This window comes from Pseudonocardia zijingensis (genome assembly GCF_042657305.1).
GTDB classification, from domain to species: domain Bacteria; phylum Actinomycetota; class Actinomycetes; order Mycobacteriales; family Pseudonocardiaceae; genus Pseudonocardia; species Pseudonocardia zijingensis.
The window spans coordinates 85,090-102,436 of record NZ_JBHSKO010000021.1 but is presented as its reverse complement, the minus strand read 5'-3'; the positions used below and the strand labels follow the sequence as shown (position 1 = coordinate 102,436).

Genomic DNA, 17,347 nt, shown 5'->3' with positions numbered 1-17,347 from the left:
ATCAGGAGCACCGATGTTGTTGTCCCCGCTGTTGTCCCCGCCGTTGTCCCAGCCGGTCGACGACTTCCGGCTCGCCTACGACCGGCAGGGCGACGCTGCCGGACCCCCCGTCCTGCTGCTGCACGGCTGGCCGGGTGACCGGACCGACCACGCGGCGGTGGCCGAACGGCTCGCCGGCGCCGGGCATGACGTCGTCGTACCGGACCTGCGTGGCTTCGGGCAGTCCGACAAGCACGACCGGGATCCCGCCGCGTACTACGGCGCCCCCGCACAGGCGCGCGGCGTGGCCGGGCTGCTCGACGAGCTGGGGGTCTCGCAGGCCGTGGTCGGCGGTTACGACATCGGCAGCCGGGTCGGCCAGCAGCTCGCCCTCGACCGGCCGGACCTGGTGCGCGCCCTGGTGGTCGCCCCGCCGGCTCCGGGCGTGGGGCGGCGGGTCCTCGACGAGCGTCCGATGCGCGAGTTCTGGTACCAGCCGTTCCACCAGCTGGAGCTCGCCCGCGAGCTGATCGACGGCGACGTGGGGCGCGCCCGCGCCTACCTGAAGCACTTCTGGTCCCACTGGTCCGGCCCGGACCACACCGTCGACGACCAGCGGCTCGACCACCTCGCCGCCGTCTACGGCGCTCCCGGGGCGTTCGTCGCGTCGATCGGCTGGTACCGCGCGGCGGTCGGAATGGTCGCCCGCGCGCTCGCCGAGACCGAGCCGGACCCCGCCGACCGGATCGCCGTCCCGACGACGTTCCTGTGGCCCGAGCACGACCCGCTCTTCCCCCGCGCGTGGGCCGACCGGCTCGACGCCTTCTACGCGGACGTGACGGTGGTGCCCGTGGACGGCGTCGGGCACTTCGTACCCGTGGAGGCACCCGACGTGTTCGCCGACACGATCGCCGCGGCCGCGGCCCGACCACGATGACAGGAGCAGCAGATGTACAGCGATTACGAGTTCCTCCAGGTGGAGGCGGGGGCGGATCGGGTCCTCCGCATCACCATGAACCGCCCCGAGAAGCTGAACGCGTCCGGCGAGATCGGGCACGCCGAACAGGGCCGCATCTGGCGTGAGTTCGACTCCGACCCGGAGATGAACGTCGCCCTGATCACCGGCGCGGGACGCGCCTTCTGCGCGGGGGGTGACATCAAGGAGGGCAACGGGCCCCTCCCCGTCGACACCCGCGACGGGCGCACCTTGGTGCGCAGCATGATCGCGTGCCGCAAGCCGATCGTCTCCGCCATCAACGGGGTCGCGGTCGGCGGAGGCCTGGCGATCGCCCTGCTCGCGGACATCTCGATCGCCAGCGAGCGGGCGTTGCTCATCGACGGCCACGTCAGACTGGGTCTCGCGGCGGGCGACCACGCCGCCCTCGTGTGGCCCCTCGCGATCGGCATGGCCCGCTCGAAGTACCACCTCCTGCTCGGCAACCGGATCACCGGTCGGGAAGCGGCCGAGATCGGGCTGGTGGGCAGGTGCGTCCCCCACGAGGACCTGATGTCGACCGCGAACGAGATCGCGGTGCGGCTCGCCACGGGGCCGCAGTTCGCCATCCAGGGCACCAAGGCCGCGTTGAACGACTGGTACCTGCACAACATGGGCATCTTCGAGCACTCGCTCTACGTCGAGGCCCACAGCGCGACGCTGCCGGACGCCGAGGCCGGGATCCGTGCCGTGCGCGAGGGCACCGAACCCGTGTTCCCCGGGGCCGTCGGCTCCGACAGGTACTAGCGACCGGGCAAGAGAGAAGGAACCGCAGATGCAGCAGATCGCCGTCTCGACCGACATCCCGCTGGAGATCGCCGTCGACGCGCTCCCGGACGACGACCGGGTGTGGGTCCCGCAGGCCCCGGGCGTCTTCTTCCGCCCGCTGTTCATCAACACCGTGACCGGCCAGTGGTGCAACCTGCTCAAGGTGACCAGGTCGGGCATCGTCTCCCGCCACCGGCATCCCGGCATCGTCGTGGGATACGTCATCGCGGGCGAGTGGAAGTACGACGAGCACGACTGGACGGCTCGCACCGGGGGGTTCGTCTACGAGCCGCCGGGTGAGATCCACACCCTGCGGGTCCCCGACCACTGCCAGGAGATGATCACCTTCTTCAACATCAGCGGCGCGATGATCTACCTGGACGAGGACGGCCGCCAGATCGGCTACGAGGACGCCTTCACCAAGTTGGACATGTGCCGCGCCCACTACGCGGCGAACGGCCTGGGCGCCGACTACGTCGACCAGTTCCGGCGCTGACCCCGAGGAGCTCCGACCATGGCGACGGAAGCCGTGTCGCGGGACGTCACCATGCGTGCCGCTGTCTGGACCGGTCCGGGACGCGTCGACGTGCGCGACGTCCCGCATCCGCACGTCCCGGACGGATGGTTGCTCCTGGGGGTGGAGTACGGCGGCATCTGCGGAACGGACCTGTCCATCGTCGCGGGGAAGCACCCCCGGGCGGCCGCCCCCCTGGTGCTCGGCCACGAGATCGTCGGGACCGTCGTGCGGACGGGCCCGGGCGGGCCGCCCGTCGGGACCCGGGCGGTGGTCGAGCCGCTCATCAGCTGCGGCCGTTGCTGGGCCTGCCGCCACCAGTCATCACACGTGTGCCGCGAGCTCGAACTGTTCGGGATCGACGCGGCGGGCGGGCTCGCCGACCACATGGCGGTGCCGGCGGACCGGGTCGTCCCGGTGCAGCCCGGGGTGCCGGTTCGGCGCGCCGCATGGGCGGAGCCCCTCGCCGTCGCGGTGCACGCGGTGGCGCGAGCGCAGCTGCGGGGAGGCGAGTCGGTGCTCGTCGTCGGCGCAGGCCCCATCGGCATCCTCGTCGCGCTGGTCGCCCGCGAGGCCGGTGCCGCCCGGACGGTCCTCGTCGAACGGAAGGCGAGCCGCCGGAAGACGGTTGCCGACTGCGGCTTCGAGACGGTCCCCGACGGCGTCGACCCCGTCGCGTGGTTCCGCTCCACCAACGCATCGGAGGGAGCGGACGTCGTCTTCGACGCGGCAGGACATCCCGACGTCGCCGGTATGCTGAGCGTCGCGGCTCGCGAGACCGGCACGATCGTGCTGGTGGCCGTCTACGGACAGCCGGCAGCCCTCGACCTGAGAGCCATGTGTTTCGGCGAGCAGCGCTTGCTCGGTTCTCGGGTCTACACCCGCGACGACCTCGCCGAGGCCGTCGCGCTCCTCCCGGACGACCCGCTCGGCCTGGACCGGTTGCCGGTGGCGGTCTTCCCGCTCGACGACGCCGCTGCAGCCTTCCGCGAAGCGCGCGCCGCCGACGCCCCCATGAAGGTGCTTCTCGCAGTTGGGCCCACGTGACACCCGAACGCTGGAGCTGACGTGGGGGGTGCGTCCCCGGAAACCGTCCCCGGCTTCAGCCGGAACCCGCGGCGACGCGCACCGCGTCGCGGCGGTTGTCCACCCCGAGCTTGTCGAGCACCGCGCTGACGTGGTGGTTCACCGTCTTCACCGACAGCACGAGCCGCTGGGCGATCTCGGCGTCGGTCAGGCCCTCGCGCAGCAGTGCCAGCACCTCGAGCTGGCGGGCGGTGAGGCCGGCCGGGTTGGCCCGGGTGGCCGGCCGCGGACCACGCGGGACCCGCCGCACGCCCAGGTCGCGCAGCCGCGCCCGCGCCCGGGCCGCCAGCGGCTCGGCGCCGAGGTCGCAGGCGACGTCGAGGGCGGCGAGCAGCGCCTGCTGGTCGTCGACGGCGGCGAGGGCGCGTGCGCGTTCGAACGGACGTCCCCACCGTTCCCACACGGCCGCCGCGGCGCGCCACTCCCCCGCCGCGGCCAGCGCGTACGGGTCGCCCGGGTCGAGGGCGCCGAGCTCGGCCGGGTCGAGGGCCTCCGCCCGGCACAACCAGAACCCGAGCTCGGTCGCCACCCCGGCGAGCCCCAGCCGCTGTGCGAGCGCCCTGGCCTCCCGCAGCGGCTCGACGGCGCCGTCCCACTCGCCGGTCAGCTCGGCGTGCTCGGCCAGCGCGCAGGCCGCCGGCGCGACGTGCTGCACCATCCCGCACGTCGCCGCCACGGTCCACAGCTCGTCCAACGTGGACACGGCCTCCGGGACGCGGCCGCGGCGCAGCTGCAGGAGGGCGTCGGTGACCAGCGCGTGGATCCCGGTGATCCCCCGTCCCTCCGGCTGGGCCAGCACCCACGCGGCGGACCGCTGCGCGCCCGCCCAGTCCCCGTCGGCGAGCTCCTGCGCCGCCTGCAGCCCGCGCAGGTACTGCAGCGGGCCCAGGATGTCGCGGGGCCGCAGGTAGTCGATGCCCTCGGCGATCCACCGGCGGGTGGCCGCCCGGTCGCGGCGCAGGGCGGCGCCCGCAGCGAGCCCCTCGTAGGCGAACCCGGCGTCGAAGTGCGACCCGGTCGTCCGCGCGCGGCGCAGGCAGTCCCGCAGCAGGGTGTCGTCGCCGTCGAGCGTCGCGCGCATCAACCCGATGCGGCCCTGCACGTGACCGAGCGCGACCGGGTCGTCGCACCGCTCGACGAGGGCGACGGCGCGGGCAGCAGTGCGTTCGGCCTCCTCGCGCCGTCCGCCGTAGAGCCCGATGCGCATCGCCAGGTCGCTGTAGGCCATCGCGTGCTCCGGGCCGGGCGGTTGCCCCTCCAGCACCTCGAGCGCGGCGGCGAGCCGGCGCTCCATGTCCTCGCGGCGCCCCGCGTACCAGTACAGCTGGGAGAGCCGGCGCAGGTTGCGCCCGATCCCCGACGCCTCGCCGCGCGCCTCGCGCAGCTCGAGTGCCCGCTCCGCGGCCCGCAGCGCCTCGCCGATGCGGCACGTGGTCGACGCCTCGACCGTGAACGCCTCCAGCAGCTCGGCCCGCTCGGCGTCGGAGTAGCGGTCGCCCAGCTCCAGCGCCCGGCGGTAGTGCGCCGTGGCCTCGCGGTGCGCGCCCGCGGCGGCGGCCGCCCGTGCGGCGAGCGGCGCGACCGCGACGAGCGTGTCGAGGTCGGCGGCGCGGTCGGCGTGGTGGACCAGCCGGGCCGGGTCCGCGCCTGCGGCCTGCAGCGCCGCCAGCACGCGGGCGTGCAGCCCGCGCGCCCGGGACGCGGGCAACGCCTCCTCGACCGCCCGCCTCGCCAGTTCGTGGCGGAAGGCCAGCCCGCCGCCCTGCCACCCGACCACGCCACGCTCCTCGGCGATCGCCGCCCGCTCCGGCCACCCCGGGCACAGGCCGTCGAGCAACGCCGCCTCCGTGCGGGCGGGGACGACCGCGAGCAGGTCGAGCAGCTCGCGGGTGGGCCTCGGCAGCCGCGCCACCCGCGCCATCACCGCGTGGCTCACCGAGGCGGGGGTGCCCTCGTGCTCGGCGGCGAGCAGCTCGGTGACGAAGAACGGGTTGCCCCCGGTCGAGGCGTACAGCCGCCGTCCCGCTTCCTCCTGCCCCGCGAGCTGCACCACGGCGTCGGGTGAGAGCGGCGCGAGCGCGATCCGCACCGCGGACGGGGCGCGCAGCCCGCCCAGCACGCGGTGCAGCGGCGCCTCCGCGGGCACGTCGTCGTCGCGGTAGGTGAGCAGCAGCAGCGCGGGCAGCCGCTCGATGCGGCGGGCCACGAACGCCAGCGCGTCGAGGCTCGCGTCGTCGGCCCAGTGCACGTCCTCCACCACGACCACGGTCACCGCACCGCCCGCGAGCTCGTCGAGCAGCGCGGTGAACACGGCGTGCACGTCGTCGCCGGCGAGCGCGCGGGCCAGCGCCGGCCCGGCCTGGCGGCTGAGATCGTGGATCGGGCCCAGCGGGCGCGGGGTCAGCAGGTCGTCGCAGGCGCCCTCGCGGACCGCGACGCCGGCGTCCAGCCCGGCCAGGAACGCCCGCACCACCGACGTCTTGCCGAGCCCGGCGCCGCCGCTGACGAGCGCGACGCGCCCCTGACCGCGCCGCGCCGAACCGAGTGCCGCGTGCAAGTCGGCGAGCGCCTCGTCCCGCTCCAGCAGGGGCATGACCTGCAACGTACGCGGGGCGCGCCTGGGCCGGACTCGGCCGAAGGCGGCAAATCCGGGCAGCCGCACGCCTCCGGAATGGGTAACGGCGCAGCGCTGAGATGGGTAGCGATTCCCGACGCGGTGCCCATCCCCGCGCTCCTAGCGTTCCGGCCGTTGGTGAAGGCCGATCCGAAGGAGCACACCATGACCACGTCCGTCGTCGACAACGGCGTCAACGTCGCCGCCCTGCTCGGGGCCCGGGATGCGTTCGCCGACGCGCCCGAGATCGCCCGGTTCCAGTGGCGCTCGCGTGTGGCCTGGGTCAACGGCACGCACAGCACGGCCGAGGTCGACACGTTCTCCGGGTTCGGCGAGGAGCAGCGGCACACCCGGACGTTCACCTTCGACGTCGACCACCCGCTGCAGTTCGCCGCCGAGGACAACGGCATCACGCCCGTGGAGTACGTGCTGGTGGCCCTGGGCGGCTGCCTGACGGCGGGCATCGCGGCCGTCGCGCAGCAGCGGGGCATCCAGCTGCGCTCCGTGCGCGCCCAGGTCACCGCCGAGATGGACCTGCACGGCATCCTCGGCGCCGACCCGGAGGTCCGCAACGGCTTCAGCGGCGTGCGGGTCGACTACGACCTCGACGCCGACGCCACGCGCGCCGAGATCGAGGCGCTGGTGGCGCAGTCGCAGAAGCGGTCCGCCGTCTACGACATCCTCACCAACCCGACGGCCGTCACGGTGACGGTGAGCTGAGATGCGGCACGCGACGGCGGTGGTGATCGGCGCAGGCCACTGCGGGCTGGCCGTGAGCCGCTGCCTCGCCGCGCACACGGTGGACCACGTCGTCATCGAACGCGGCGAGGTGGCGCACTCGTGGCGCACCCAGCGGTGGGACTCGCTGCGCCTGCTCACCCCGAACTGGATGACCAGGCTGCCCGGGCACAGCTACCGCGGCGCCGACCCGGACGGCTACCTGACCATGCCCGAGGTGGTCGGGCTCCTCGAGGAGTACGCGACCGGGGCGCCGGTGCTCACCGGCGTGACCGTCACGTCGGTGCAGGCCTTCGGCGAGGGCTACCTGGTGCGCACCGACCGGGAAGCGTGGCGGGCGCGGACCGTCGTCGTCGCCACCGGGGCGGCCGCCACCGCGGCCGCACCGGCCGTGCCGCTCCCCCCGGGAATCCCTGCGGTGACCGCCGCGGACTACCGCAACCCCGGCCGGCTCCCCGACGGTGGCGTGCTGGTCGTGGGCGCCTCGGCGAGCGGGATCCAGATCGCCGACGAACTGGCCCGCTCGGGGCGACCGGTCACCCTGGCGGTCGGCGAGCACGTGCGGCTGCCGCGCACCTACCGGGGCCGCGACGTCCTGTGGTGGATGGACGCCTCCGGCCTGCTCGACGAGCGCTGGGACGAGGTCGACGACCTGGTCCGGCAACGGAGCCTGCCGTCGATGCAGCTGGTGGGCGCGCCCCGGACGCTGGACCTGAACGCGCTGCGCCGGCAGGGGATCTCGCTGGTCGGCAGGCTCAGCGGCGTCCGCGACGGGGTCGCGCAGTTCTCCGGGTCGCTGGCCAACGTGTGCGCGCTCGCCGACCTCAAGCTGAACCGGCTGCTGGACCGGTTCGACGCATGGGCCGACCGAGCCGGGATCGAAGCGGACGCCCCGGAGCGCTTCGACCCGACCGCCGTGCCGGAGCCGGTGCTGTCGGCCCGGCTCGGCCGCGGCGGGATCGAGAGCGTCGTGTGGGCCACGGGCTTCCGCCCGGACCTGTCCTTCCTCGACGTGCCGGTGTTCGACCGCAAGGGCCGGGTCGTGCACGACGGCGGCGTCACCGCCGCGCCCGGCCTCTACGTCATGGGGCTGCCGTTCCTGCGCCGCCGGAGGTCGACGCTGATCGACGGCGCCGCCGCCGACGCGCGCGACCTCACCGAGCACCTCGTCGACCACCTGGGCGCGCTCGCCGGGCGCGCGAGTTGAGGGGGCCGGCCGTGCAGCACCACGCCGTCGCCGCCGAGGTCGCCGCGCTCGTCGCCGCGCGCGACCCGGAGCAGCTCGCCACCGTGATCACCGAGACGGCACGGCTGCGCGCCCTCCTGCCCGGTGGCCCGATCGAGGTCCACGGGCGCGCGGACGTCGCCGCCCGCTTCCTCGGCTTCTTCGCCGGGTTCGACACCGTGCGGCTCGTGAGCGCGGCGGGCGAACCCGTCGGGGACCGCCTCCTCATCCACTACCGCCTGCACGTCACCCGCGGCACGACCCGCTGGGTGTGCACCCAGACCGCGGTCTGCAAGACGGTCGACGGGCTGCTGGCGGTGATCGACCTGCTGTGCTCCGGTTTCCGGGAGGTACTCGATGAGCACGTCGCTGCGTGACCCCGCGCTGGACGCGTGGGGCGGCCCCGACCACTACGACCGGGACGACCCCTTCCCCCTGTTCGACCGGGTGCGCACCACCGGCCCGGTGCACCAGGTGCGGCTCACCGACGGCCACACCGCGTGGCTGGTGGTCGGGCACGCCGAGGCGCGGGCGGCGCTGGGCGACCCGCGGCTGTCGAAGGACATGCACGCGGCGCTGGCCCGCAGCGGCGAGGTCGTCGCGGAGGGCCTGCCCGGCCCGGCCCTGGCCCGCCACATGCTCGCCGTCGATCCGCCCGACCACAGCCGGCTGCGGCGGATGGCGATGCCCGCATTCTCGCGGCGCCGGGTGGACCGGCTGGAGGAGCGGATCCGCCGGATCGTCGACGACCTGCTCGACGGCCTGGCAACGCACAGCGCCGTCGACGATGGCCCCGTCGACCTCGTGGCCGGGTACGCGTTCCCGCTGCCGTTCACCGTCATCTGCGAGTTGCTCGGGGTGCCACCGGACGACCGCGCCGACCTGGGCCGGTGGATCCGGACCCTGCTCGCCCCGGACCAGGGTCCCGAGGCCGTGGCCGCGTCCGAGGCCGTCGTCGGCTACCTGACCGCGCTGCTGGAGCTCAAGCGCGCCGCACCCGGCGAGGACCTCGTCACCGACCTCGTCGTCGCCGCGCGCGACGGTGCCCTCACGCAGCAGGAGATGCTCTCGACGATCTTCCAGCTGATCATCGCCGGGCACGACACCACCACGAGCCTCATCGGCAACGCGACCGTGGCGCTGCTGCGCCACCCGGAGCAGCGCGACGCGCTCGTCGCCGACCCCGGGCTCGCGCCCCGCGTGGTGGAGGAGGTGATGCGGTGGGACGCCCCCGTGCCGCACTCGACGTTCCGCTACACCACCGAGGAGGTCCGGATCGGCGACGTCGTGATCCCGGCGTACACGCAGGTCGTCGTGTCGCTCGCGGCGGCGAACCGGGATCCTGCGCGCTACCGCGATCCGGAGCGGTTCGACATCCACCGCGACGACGGCGGCCACCTCGCGTTCGGCCACGGCATCCACCACTGCCTCGGGGCGCCGCTGGCCCGGTTGGAGGGCCGCATCGCGCTCGCGGCGCTGCACACGCGGTTCCCGCGGATGCGACTGGCCGTCGAGCCGGGCGAGCTGCGCTGGGGGCACGGCGACGGCGTGGTGCTGCGCGGGCTGTCGGAGCTGCCGGTGGCACCGCACCCGTAATCAAGAGCTTGATATGCATCAAGTGATGGATAGACTCGATGCATGCGAGCTCGAACCCCGCTTCTCTCCGCGGCGGTCGCCACGGCCATGGCCTTGTCGGCCTGCGCGGCCGGCGCGGCCGGCAGCGACACCGCAGCCGCCCCGGCGCCGCCGGTCGATCGGGCGGACCACGTCCAGACCGGGCCCGGCCCCACCGAGGCGGTCGTCGCGGCCGCCGATGCCTTCCTGGCCGGCCTCGACCCCGACCAACGCGACCAGGTCCTCCACGACGCCGCCGACCCGGCCCTGCGCCGGTGGACCTACTTCCCGACCACCCGCGACCGCAACGGCGTGGCGTTCGGCGACCTGACCGACGAGCAGCGCGGCGCCGCCCTGGCCGTCGCCGAGGCGGTGCTCTCCGACAGCGGGTACGCCCAGCTGCGTGGCGTCATCGCCGCGGAGGACGCGCTCGGCGTGCGCAACAACGACAGCGCGGTCAGCTCCGCCCGCTACTTCATCGCGTTCTTCGGCGAGCCCCGCACTGCCGGGCGGTTCACGGTCCAGATCAACGGGCACCACCTCGCGGTGAACACGACGTTCGACAACGGCCGGGTCAGCCCCACGCCGGCCTTCACCGGCGTCGACCCGGTGGACTTCGAGGAGGCCGGTCAGCGGCTCCGGCCGATGCTCGCCGAGACCGACGCCGTGTCGGCGCTGTTCGGCAGCATGGACGAGGGCGAACTGGCCACCGCGCGGATCGACCCGATCGACGACGTGCGCGTCGGCACCGGGGAGGGCGACCGGTACCCCGACCCGGAAGGCACCCTGGTCACCGACCTCACCGAGGAACAACGCGAGCGGGTCATCGACGTGGTGCGGGCGTGGGTGGGCGACACCGACCAGCGGATCGCGCAGCCGCTGATGGAGCGGTACGTCGCCGAGTTCGATCGCACCCGCGTGGCCTGGGCCGGCTCCACCGACCCGGACACCCCGGGTTCCTACCTGCGGATAGACGGTCCGCGGCTGTGGATCGAGTTCTCCAACGTCGGCCGCTTCGGCAACGGCGACAACCACTACCACAGCGTCTACCGGGACAAGCAGGGCGACTACCTGGACCAGTAGCCGCCGGCGCTCAACGGACGTGACCGACCAGTGCGTGCACGTAGGCCTGCAGGTCCGCGTCGTCGCGTTCACGGGCCTTGCGGCCCAGGATCTCCAGCTGCTCCGAGACGCCGTCGGGCTCGCCGAGCCTCCGGTAGCACTCGACGAGCAGCTTGCGGTTCTCGTCCGCCATCGACGGTGTGGCGAGGCTCCCGCGATCCTGCAGCTCGTCGAGCCAGTCGGCGTCGACGTCGGCGGCGTCGACCGCGTCGTCGAGGCGACCGGCCGCGAAGTAGGCCTGCGCGAGCCAGTTCCAGTGCTCGGCGGGCACCCCGCCGGGGCGTTCCTCGGCGATCAACTGCTCCAACGCGGGCACCGCGTCCGCTGCCCGGCCGTTCGCGAGGAAGCCCCTGGCCTGCGCGTAGCCGAAGCCCACCCGCACCAGCTGCGGCGTGCCCGGAGGGAGCTGGGCGATCTGCGCGTCGATCGCCTGGTGGTGGGCGGCGGTGGTGCCCGCCCGGGCGTGCGCCGTCTCGAGGTAGTCGAACGCGCGCACCACGTTGGCCGGCCAGCCCGCGGCGAACGCGGCGTCGCGCAGTGTCGTGGCGAGCGCGATGACCTGCTCGGGCGGCTTCTCCAGGGCCAGCGCCCGGTGCACCTGCAGGCGCGCGACCTTCGCGACGACGTGGGGGTCACCGGACTCGGCGGCGTGGTGAGCGCCACGGGCGAGCGCCTCGTCGGCCGCACCCGGATCCGAGCGCACCACCACGAAGGCGAACGCGACCTCGGCGAGGGCGATCGCCCGCTGGTCGGGCTGTTTGTGCAGGGCCTCGCGCATCTGGGTGACGACCCCCACCGCCGCGTCCTGCCGGCCGTCGTCGGACATCCACACCGCGACGTCGCAGAGGCAGAGCATCATGCCGATCAGGTCGTCGGCGGCCTGGTACTGCTCCGCCGCGTCGTGCAGATCGGCTCCCGCGTCCGGCCCGTCGTCCATCATCGCCAGCAGGTGGGCGCGGCGGGCGGCCAGGTGGGCCGGCGGCTGCCCGAGTGCCCGGAGGTGGTCGCGGGCCACCGCGCGCTGCTCGCGGTAGAAGTGCCACTCGGCACGGCTCAGCAGCTCCTCGGCCGGCAGACCCGGGGGGATCGGCCGGCGGACCCGGAACTGCGCGGCGCCCACCCGGATCCGCCCGACCGGCTGCGCGGCGAGCCGGGCGCGGACAAGGTCGCCCTGGGCGGTGGTGCCGTTGCGGGCGTCGAACCGCGCCGCGAGATCCAGAGCGATACCGCGCATCTGCTCGAGCAGCTGCGCCGCGGTGACGTACTCGTCCGGGTCCTGCTTGCTCCAGTCGATGGGTTCGGCACCGCGGCCCGCCTCGACCATCTGCTGCATCAGCACCGCAACGGAGGCGGCGAAGCCCATCCGCCCGGTCGGCCGGTTCAGGGTCGGGAAGCCCCACATCATCGCGCTGACCAGGTCGAGGCCTGCGTCGAGGTTCCCGGTGAGCGCGCAGAACTCGATGAGCTTGCCGCTGTACTCGAAGCGGTACACGTCGCGGAAGATGTCCCGGCGAGCCCGCCGGAACGCCTGCCGGGCCTCGGCGTGCCTGCCCAGCCGAGCCAGCGGGAGCAACATGTCGATCTGCACCGGCACCGGGGGCACGCCGAAGGTTCGCGCGCCGGCCAGCACCGGGGCGGCCAGCTCGTACGCCGCCGCGTCGGCGCCGCGGTCGGTGAGCCGGTCGACCTGCAGGGCGAAGTCCCACAGGCCTCCCGGGTCCGGCCCGCCCGCGGCGAGCCACTGCCGGAAGTAGTGGTCCTCCTGCTCCCAGTCCGCGGCGATGTGCGCCACGGAGCGGCGGGTCTCGTACACCTCCCGGAGGTTCTGGCCCGCCGCCCGGTAGCGCTGTTCGACGTCGTCGAGCGCCGCGTAGATCCGGGGCAGGCCGATGGCCGGGAACTCGGCCATCGACTGGATGGTCCAGCAGTACCAGGAGCGCAGCGATGCCGCCTCGGCCGGGCTGAACTCCCGCACGCGCGAGTCGTGCTCGGACAGGCAGCGGGCGAACAGGGGGAACGCCCGGTCCCACTGCCGCCCCACGCAGTACGCGCTCGCCAGTGCGCGCCGGGCGACGAAGGCGAGCCGGGAGAAACCCCCGGCATCGGCGTGGCGGACCACGTCCTCGAGCTGCGCCTGCTCCGCCTCGTGGGAACCCGTCGCCTGCGCTGCCTCCAGCGCGGCCCACAGTTCCGCTTCGTCGTGGCTCATGCACCCTCTCCCGGCCGTACGGTCCAGTCCAGCAGCCCGAGGAGGGCCTGGTTGAGCACCGCGCTGTCCTCGGTGTGCAGCGGGTGGTGTCCTTGCAGCAGCGCCTGCCCGTACAACGCCTGCACACCCAGGCCGGTCAGGGTCGCGTCCGGGAGCTCGGCAATGCGGCGGACCAGCGGGTTGGCGAGGTTCAGCACCAACTGCGGCCGGTCGTCGGCCGGGGCCGGGCCGTCGACGGCGGCCAGTACCCCGGACCAGAGATCGTCCGCCGACTCACGCGCCGCGGCCATCTCGCCCGCCTGCACCGCGGCCCGGCTCACCAGGTACAGCGCGGGGACCGCGGGCGGGTCGAAGGTGCGTGGGACCACCGCGCACCGCCCTGCGAGCAGGTCCTCGGCGAGGGCGACGAAGGGCCGCAGCCGCTGTGCGGCGACCGGGTCCGGCGGTGCGAACGTCGTGGTCAGGTCGGCCGGTTCGAGGTAGCGCACCTGTACCGCCGGGTCCAGCTCCGGCACCCGTTTCATGATCTCGATGTCGTAGGTGTAGCCGCCGTTGACCAGCCCGATGCCCTGGGCGGCGGCCACCGCGGCGAGCTCGCGGAACTCGGCGGCGGTCGCGGTGTAGCGGACCGTCGGATGCGTCCGGCGGAACTCGGCGAGGGTCCGCGGTCCGAGGTTGGTCTCCATCGGCCACCAGCGGTCGACCACACGCAGCATCGCGTCGTCGTGCACGGCCAGCGCCTTCACCCCGAGGTGGTGCACCTGCAGGAACCGCTGCAACCGCCGCGGCTGCGTGCCCGACATCGCCACCAGCCAGTCCCGCAGCTGCGCGCCGATGGCCTCGCGGGTGTCGGCGAGCAGGTCGTCGGCGTAGAGCGCCTCCCGGCCGGCGGTGGGCCGCAGCTCGCTGGTGTCGACCACGCACCGCACGAAGAACGCCCACTCCGGCAGGAGGTCCGGCACGTCCTCGGCGAGCAGCATCCTGCGCAGGTACACCCGGTGCCCGCCCCGCTCCGCCGGGTTGGCGGCCATCGGCAGCACGAACGCCACCCCTGACAGGCCCGCTGCAGGAACCCGCAGGTCGATCACGTCGAACGGGGTGAACCCGAACAGGCTCTCCCCGTAGGCGCTCAACGCGGCGGTCCGGTCGTGCGAGGTCCCGTACCGACGCTGCCACGGCGGCTCGTCCTCGTTCACCGCCCGCCCGTTCACGGTGACCGGCACCGGCAGCAGGCTTCCGAACGCGGTGGCGAGTTCGGTGACGACCTGCGCGCCCAGCCAGTGCTCCATCCCGCGGCGCGGAGCCAGGGTCACCGTCGTGCCGCGCCGGGCGCGCTCACCGTCCGCGGACGTCACCGTGTAGCGGCCGTCGGCGAACCCCGTCCACACGACGGTCTGCCCGCCCCGCGCCGACCGGGTGGTGACCCGCACCTGGTCTGCCACCAGGAAGCAGGACAGCAACCCGATGCCGAACTGGCCGAGGAACTCGTGCCTGGCGAACCCGAAGTCGTCGCGCTTGGAGCTGCGCCCGATCGTCGCGAGCAGCTCGTGCACCTCGTCCTCGGTGAGCCCGATCCCGCTGTCGTGCACCTCCAGCACCTCGCCCGCGACGACGTCGACCGCCGCCGGGGCATCCGGTTCGACCAGCCGACGGGCGGCGATGGCGTCGACGGCGTTCTGCAGCAGCTCCCGCACGTAGACGCGGGGACCGGTGTAGAGGTGGCGGCTGAGGAGGTCGACGACCCCCCGCAGGTCTACTTGGAACGCGTGCTCCACCAACCGCCCTTCCGTCCCCCATCCCGGCGGTCGATCATGTCATCCGGATCGCCTCGTTGAGCGAGCGGAGCCCTCCTCGACGACCCCTGGCGGCCCAACACCAGGTCTTGATCGCCGGTCTGGCGCGTCTTCCGACGCATTCCGTCGGGTTTTGCGCCGGAGCAGTGATCATCGGATCAGCCGCCACCACCGTCGTCGATCGCGGCGAGGACCTGCGCCCGCGTCGGGGTCCCGGCGTAGCGGGGCAGGGTCGGGGCGAGCTCGTCGTACGTGGCTCGCACGCCGGGCTCGTCCAAGGCGGTTCTCGGTTCCAGGATGTGGTTGAACATCCGCGCGTACGCACGCAGGATGCTCGGGTCCGTCCTCGAGAGCGCCGCGAGCGCTCGCGTGACCGACCAGTCCGGACCAGCCGGTGGGTGGGGTGTGCCGGCGATGTCGGCCTGGATCTCGGCCATCCGGGACCGGTCCTGGGCGAGTGTCCTGCGGTAGAGGGGCACGACCGTCTCCTCACACGCCTCGGCGAACCGCGTGACGAGCCGCTCGGGACGCCCGGGGCCCACCTCGCGCAGGACGTCCCGCAGCACGCACACCTGCGTGAGGCCGATCGACGTTCCCCGGCCGAGCGACGGGTTCGTCCGCATGGCGGCGTCACCCACCGCGACGACGCCGGTGGCGATCGGCGTGGCGCCGTCGACGAACCTGAGGATCCGGTCCTCGGCGCCGGGCATGACCTGCACGGGTGTGATCGGTTCCGACACCGCACGTGCCTGCGCGAGGTTGGGGAACAGCGCGAGCACCCGCTCCCACACCTGCTCGTCCCGCAGCGGGCGCAGCGCTCGGTCGTCGGCTGCGCAGCTGAACAGCGCGCTGTACGTCCTGGCGTCGGCGGGGAGCACGAGCACCGACATACCCTCGCAATCGATGATGGCGGGCACAATCTGCGGGACGTCGTCGTGGATCAGCCGGAGGTGCCTGGCGTAGTAGACGAACCCGAGCTGGTCCCGCTCCTCGACCGGCCGTCGGGCGCCGATGGCGCTCAGCATGTCGGCGAGCGGTGAGCGGCGTCCCATCGCGTCGACGACCAGGTCCGCCCGGATTTCGCCGTCACGGCCGGCGCGCACCCCGGCGACGTGCGGCACCCCGTCGGTGGCCGCCCCTCGGAGCAGCGATTCCGCCTTGACGCCACGACGGACGACCAGCCCGGGGGTACGGGCGGCCACCGCCACCATCGCCCCTTCGAGCACCGGGCGCCGCGCCTGCACGGTGCGCAGGTCCTCGTCGCCGGGTCGTGGCCCTCCGGTGAACGACGGGGGCAGCACGTCCATCGGGCCGATCACCTGCCCGCCCAGCCGCTCCACCTCGGCCAGCACGTCCGGGAGCTCCCGCTCCGCCAGACGACGCCACCGGCCCATCATCATGTGGCCGAGGCGGAACTGGCTGACCCCGGGCCGCTGCCAGTGCTCCCACAGATCCTCGGCCCCACCCACCGGATCAGCGGGGTCCCGCTCCAGCACCGTCACTTCGTGCCCGTCGCGGGCGAGCACCAGGGCTGCGGCCAGTCCGGTCAGTCCCGCTCCGAGCACGACCACGCGCGCCATCTGCTTCTCCTCACGGTGCGGTGTTCCGGAAGGACGTGATCTCGGCGCGGATCCCGGCGTCGTCCGGGTCGACGACGTCGAGGATCCGCTCGACCTCGGAGCGCTGCGCGGGGTGCGCCACCCAGTAGTCGCCCGCATCGAGCGCCTCGAGCGGCTTGTGGCGCAGGCGGTGCACCGTGGTGACGAGGTGCGCCGCGCCCGGTGGTGCGTCACCCCAGTCATCGCCTTCGAGCTGGGTGATCGACAGTGTCCGGTCGACCGCCTCGAGCGCCATCGTGTGCCTCCCCGTTCGTCGGGCGGTGCGGTAGGCCGGCCGGGCGCCGAGCCGCCCCAACCGTGGCACCGGGAGCCGGGTCGTCCCTTGTCTACAGGGGGAGGCAGACATGGTCCACTCACGACGTTCGGCAGGCATCGCGGCGACAGCGCTCGTCATGGTCATCATCGCCGGCGGCTGCGCGCGCGGTCAGGACGAGACCGCCGGCTGTTCCGAACTGCTGGCCGCCACAGCGCCCTCGGCGCCGGACCAGCAGGACGAGCGAACGGCGGTGTGCGCCGCATTCGGCGCCTACCGGGAAGCGCTGGAGGATCGGGACGCGCCCGCAGCGCTCGCGTTGGTGCCCGACAGCACCATCGCGTACAACGAGTGGCTCGCCGGAGTCGCCGGCACCGGCGGGCCGGAGGAGATCGGCACCCTGTCGATGTTCGACCGGATCAGCATCGCGGCGTTGCGCATCCAGTTCCCGACCGCCGAACTCGCCGCGATGGACGGACGGCAGCTGTTCAGCGCGGGGGTCGAAACGCCCAGGCTCAGCTCCACCGCACCCCCGTCCGACGACGCGCTCGGCGCCGTGCGCATCGAGGGCGACCGCGCGTACATCCAGATCGTCGCCGACGGCACCCCCACCCCGTTCGACTTCGAGCTCGTCCACGTCGATGGCGCATGGCTCGTCGACGTCGTGGCGCTGCAGCGCTTCGTGAACTCGGTGCTGGAGGACGGCGCGAGGCGGTCCGGGATCCCGGAGGACAAGCTCATCTTCGACGCCGTCGAGAAGGCGACCGGGAAACGGGTCGACGAATCGATCTTCGCTCGCCCTTGACGGAGCCGGATCCC

General features: G+C 73.7%; 15 protein-coding genes. 10 read left to right on the top strand and 5 right to left on the bottom strand.

Going from position 1 to position 17,347, the window contains the following annotated elements:
• Nucleotides 1-13: 13 nt before the first annotated feature.
• From ACFPL3_RS31050 to ACFPL3_RS31035, 4 genes are read left to right on the top strand one after another with little or no spacing between them, the layout of a single operon-like run.
• Complete coding sequence (locus ACFPL3_RS31050) at nucleotides 14-916, top strand: alpha/beta fold hydrolase (protein ID WP_343942085.1); 903 nt, start codon at nucleotides 14-16, stop codon at nucleotides 914-916.
• Nucleotides 917-928: 12 nt separating this feature from the next.
• Entirely contained in the window at nucleotides 929-1,720 is a 792-nt protein-coding gene (locus ACFPL3_RS31045) for an enoyl-CoA hydratase-related protein (protein WP_343942084.1), read from the top strand.
• A gap of 28 nt (nucleotides 1,721-1,748) precedes the next feature.
• On the top strand, nucleotides 1,749-2,237 hold the full coding sequence (locus tag ACFPL3_RS31040) for a 2,4'-dihydroxyacetophenone dioxygenase family protein (RefSeq protein ID WP_343942083.1): 489 nt from the start codon (nucleotides 1,749-1,751) through the stop codon (nucleotides 2,235-2,237).
• Nucleotides 2,238-2,255: 18 nt separating this feature from the next.
• Complete coding sequence (locus ACFPL3_RS31035; RefSeq protein WP_343942082.1) at nucleotides 2,256-3,302, top strand: zinc-dependent alcohol dehydrogenase; 1,047 nt, start codon at nucleotides 2,256-2,258, stop codon at nucleotides 3,300-3,302.
• Between the two features lie 55 nt (nucleotides 3,303-3,357).
• On the opposite strand, the gene ACFPL3_RS31030 is transcribed toward ACFPL3_RS31035, so the two are convergent.
• Entirely contained in the window at nucleotides 3,358-5,934 is a 2,577-nt protein-coding gene (locus ACFPL3_RS31030; RefSeq protein WP_379589829.1) for a helix-turn-helix transcriptional regulator, read from the bottom strand.
• A 186-nt stretch (nucleotides 5,935-6,120) separates the two neighbouring features.
• Between ACFPL3_RS31030 and ACFPL3_RS31025 the strand changes: the two genes are divergently transcribed.
• The 5 genes from ACFPL3_RS31025 to ACFPL3_RS31005 are packed head-to-tail and all read left to right on the top strand — an operon-like array spanning nucleotide 6,121 to nucleotide 10,615.
• Nucleotides 6,121-6,675 carry an OsmC family protein gene (locus tag ACFPL3_RS31025; protein ID WP_343944828.1) on the top strand — a complete coding sequence of 185 codons (555 nt, stop codon included), beginning with the start codon at nucleotides 6,121-6,123 and terminating at the stop codon, nucleotides 6,673-6,675.
• Between the two features lies 1 nt (nucleotide 6,676).
• Nucleotides 6,677-7,900 (top strand): NAD(P)-binding domain-containing protein, encoded by a 1,224-nt coding sequence (locus ACFPL3_RS31020; protein WP_379589827.1) that lies wholly within the window; start codon nucleotides 6,677-6,679, stop codon nucleotides 7,898-7,900.
• 11 nt (nucleotides 7,901-7,911) lie between these two features.
• On the top strand, nucleotides 7,912-8,295 hold the full coding sequence (locus ACFPL3_RS31015; protein ID WP_343944826.1) for a nuclear transport factor 2 family protein: 384 nt from the start codon (nucleotides 7,912-7,914) through the stop codon (nucleotides 8,293-8,295).
• The gene (locus ACFPL3_RS31010) at nucleotides 8,276-9,514 is read left to right on the top strand and encodes a cytochrome P450 family protein (protein WP_343944825.1); all 1,239 of its coding nucleotides are present in this window, start codon (nucleotides 8,276-8,278) and stop codon (nucleotides 9,512-9,514) included. Before ACFPL3_RS31015 ends, ACFPL3_RS31010 begins: the two co-directional genes overlap by 20 nt.
• A 42-nt stretch (nucleotides 9,515-9,556) precedes the next feature.
• The gene (locus ACFPL3_RS31005; RefSeq protein ID WP_343944824.1) at nucleotides 9,557-10,615 is read left to right on the top strand and encodes a DUF3500 domain-containing protein; all 1,059 of its coding nucleotides are present in this window, start codon (nucleotides 9,557-9,559) and stop codon (nucleotides 10,613-10,615) included.
• 10 nt (nucleotides 10,616-10,625) lie between these two features.
• Here ACFPL3_RS31005 and ACFPL3_RS31000 read toward each other — a convergent pair whose 3' ends face one another.
• The 4 genes from ACFPL3_RS31000 to ACFPL3_RS30985 all read right to left on the bottom strand — a co-directional run bounded on the left by ACFPL3_RS31000 (nucleotide 10,626) and on the right by ACFPL3_RS30985 (nucleotide 16,510).
• Nucleotides 10,626-12,863 carry a tetratricopeptide repeat protein gene (locus tag ACFPL3_RS31000; RefSeq protein WP_343944823.1) on the bottom strand — a complete coding sequence of 746 codons (2,238 nt, stop codon included), beginning with the start codon at nucleotides 12,861-12,863 and terminating at the stop codon, nucleotides 10,626-10,628.
• A complete protein-coding gene (locus tag ACFPL3_RS30995) occupies nucleotides 12,860-14,638 on the bottom strand; it encodes an HSP90 family protein (RefSeq protein WP_343944822.1) in 1,779 nt (592 codons plus the stop codon). The genes ACFPL3_RS31000 and ACFPL3_RS30995 overlap by 4 nt, the downstream gene beginning before the upstream one ends.
• A 176-nt stretch (nucleotides 14,639-14,814) precedes the next feature.
• Nucleotides 14,815-16,236, bottom strand: coding sequence for an FAD-dependent oxidoreductase (locus ACFPL3_RS30990; protein WP_343944821.1), 1,422 nt, complete (start codon nucleotides 16,234-16,236; stop codon nucleotides 14,815-14,817).
• 10 nt (nucleotides 16,237-16,246) lie between these two features.
• The gene (locus tag ACFPL3_RS30985; RefSeq protein WP_343944820.1) at nucleotides 16,247-16,510 is read right to left on the bottom strand and encodes a hypothetical protein; all 264 of its coding nucleotides are present in this window, start codon (nucleotides 16,508-16,510) and stop codon (nucleotides 16,247-16,249) included.
• A gap of 109 nt (nucleotides 16,511-16,619) precedes the next feature.
• On the opposite strand from ACFPL3_RS30985, the gene ACFPL3_RS30980 reads away from it, so the two are divergent.
• Nucleotides 16,620-17,333, top strand: coding sequence for a hypothetical protein (locus ACFPL3_RS30980; protein WP_343944819.1), 714 nt, complete (start codon nucleotides 16,620-16,622; stop codon nucleotides 17,331-17,333).
• Nucleotides 17,334-17,347 lie beyond the last annotated feature (14 nt).

Bases quoted from the DNA above. Each gene is read 5' to 3' on its own strand.
- ACFPL3_RS31050 (WP_343942085.1), top strand. From the start codon at position 14: ATGTTGTTGTCCCCGCTGTTGTCCCCGCCGTTGTCCCAGCCGGTCGAC.
- ACFPL3_RS31045 (WP_343942084.1), top strand. From the start codon at position 929: ATGTACAGCGATTACGAGTTCCTCCAGGTGGAGGCGGGGGCGGATCGG.
- ACFPL3_RS31040 (WP_343942083.1), top strand. From the start codon at position 1,749: ATGCAGCAGATCGCCGTCTCGACCGACATCCCGCTGGAGATCGCCGTC.
- ACFPL3_RS31035 (WP_343942082.1), top strand. From the start codon at position 2,256: ATGGCGACGGAAGCCGTGTCGCGGGACGTCACCATGCGTGCCGCTGTC.
- ACFPL3_RS31030 (WP_379589829.1), bottom strand. From the start codon at position 5,934: ATGCCCCTGCTGGAGCGGGACGAGGCGCTCGCCGACTTGCACGCGGCA.
- ACFPL3_RS31025 (WP_343944828.1), top strand. From the start codon at position 6,121: ATGACCACGTCCGTCGTCGACAACGGCGTCAACGTCGCCGCCCTGCTC.
- ACFPL3_RS31020 (WP_379589827.1), top strand. From the start codon at position 6,677: ATGCGGCACGCGACGGCGGTGGTGATCGGCGCAGGCCACTGCGGGCTG.
- ACFPL3_RS31010 (WP_343944825.1), top strand. From the start codon at position 8,276: ATGAGCACGTCGCTGCGTGACCCCGCGCTGGACGCGTGGGGCGGCCCC.
- ACFPL3_RS31005 (WP_343944824.1), top strand. From the start codon at position 9,557: ATGCGAGCTCGAACCCCGCTTCTCTCCGCGGCGGTCGCCACGGCCATG.
- ACFPL3_RS31000 (WP_343944823.1), bottom strand. From the start codon at position 12,863: ATGAGCCACGACGAAGCGGAACTGTGGGCCGCGCTGGAGGCAGCGCAG.
- ACFPL3_RS30990 (WP_343944821.1), bottom strand. From the start codon at position 16,236: ATGGCGCGCGTGGTCGTGCTCGGAGCGGGACTGACCGGACTGGCCGCA.
- ACFPL3_RS30985 (WP_343944820.1), bottom strand. From the start codon at position 16,510: ATGGCGCTCGAGGCGGTCGACCGGACACTGTCGATCACCCAGCTCGAA.
- ACFPL3_RS30980 (WP_343944819.1), top strand. From the start codon at position 16,620: ATGGTCCACTCACGACGTTCGGCAGGCATCGCGGCGACAGCGCTCGTC.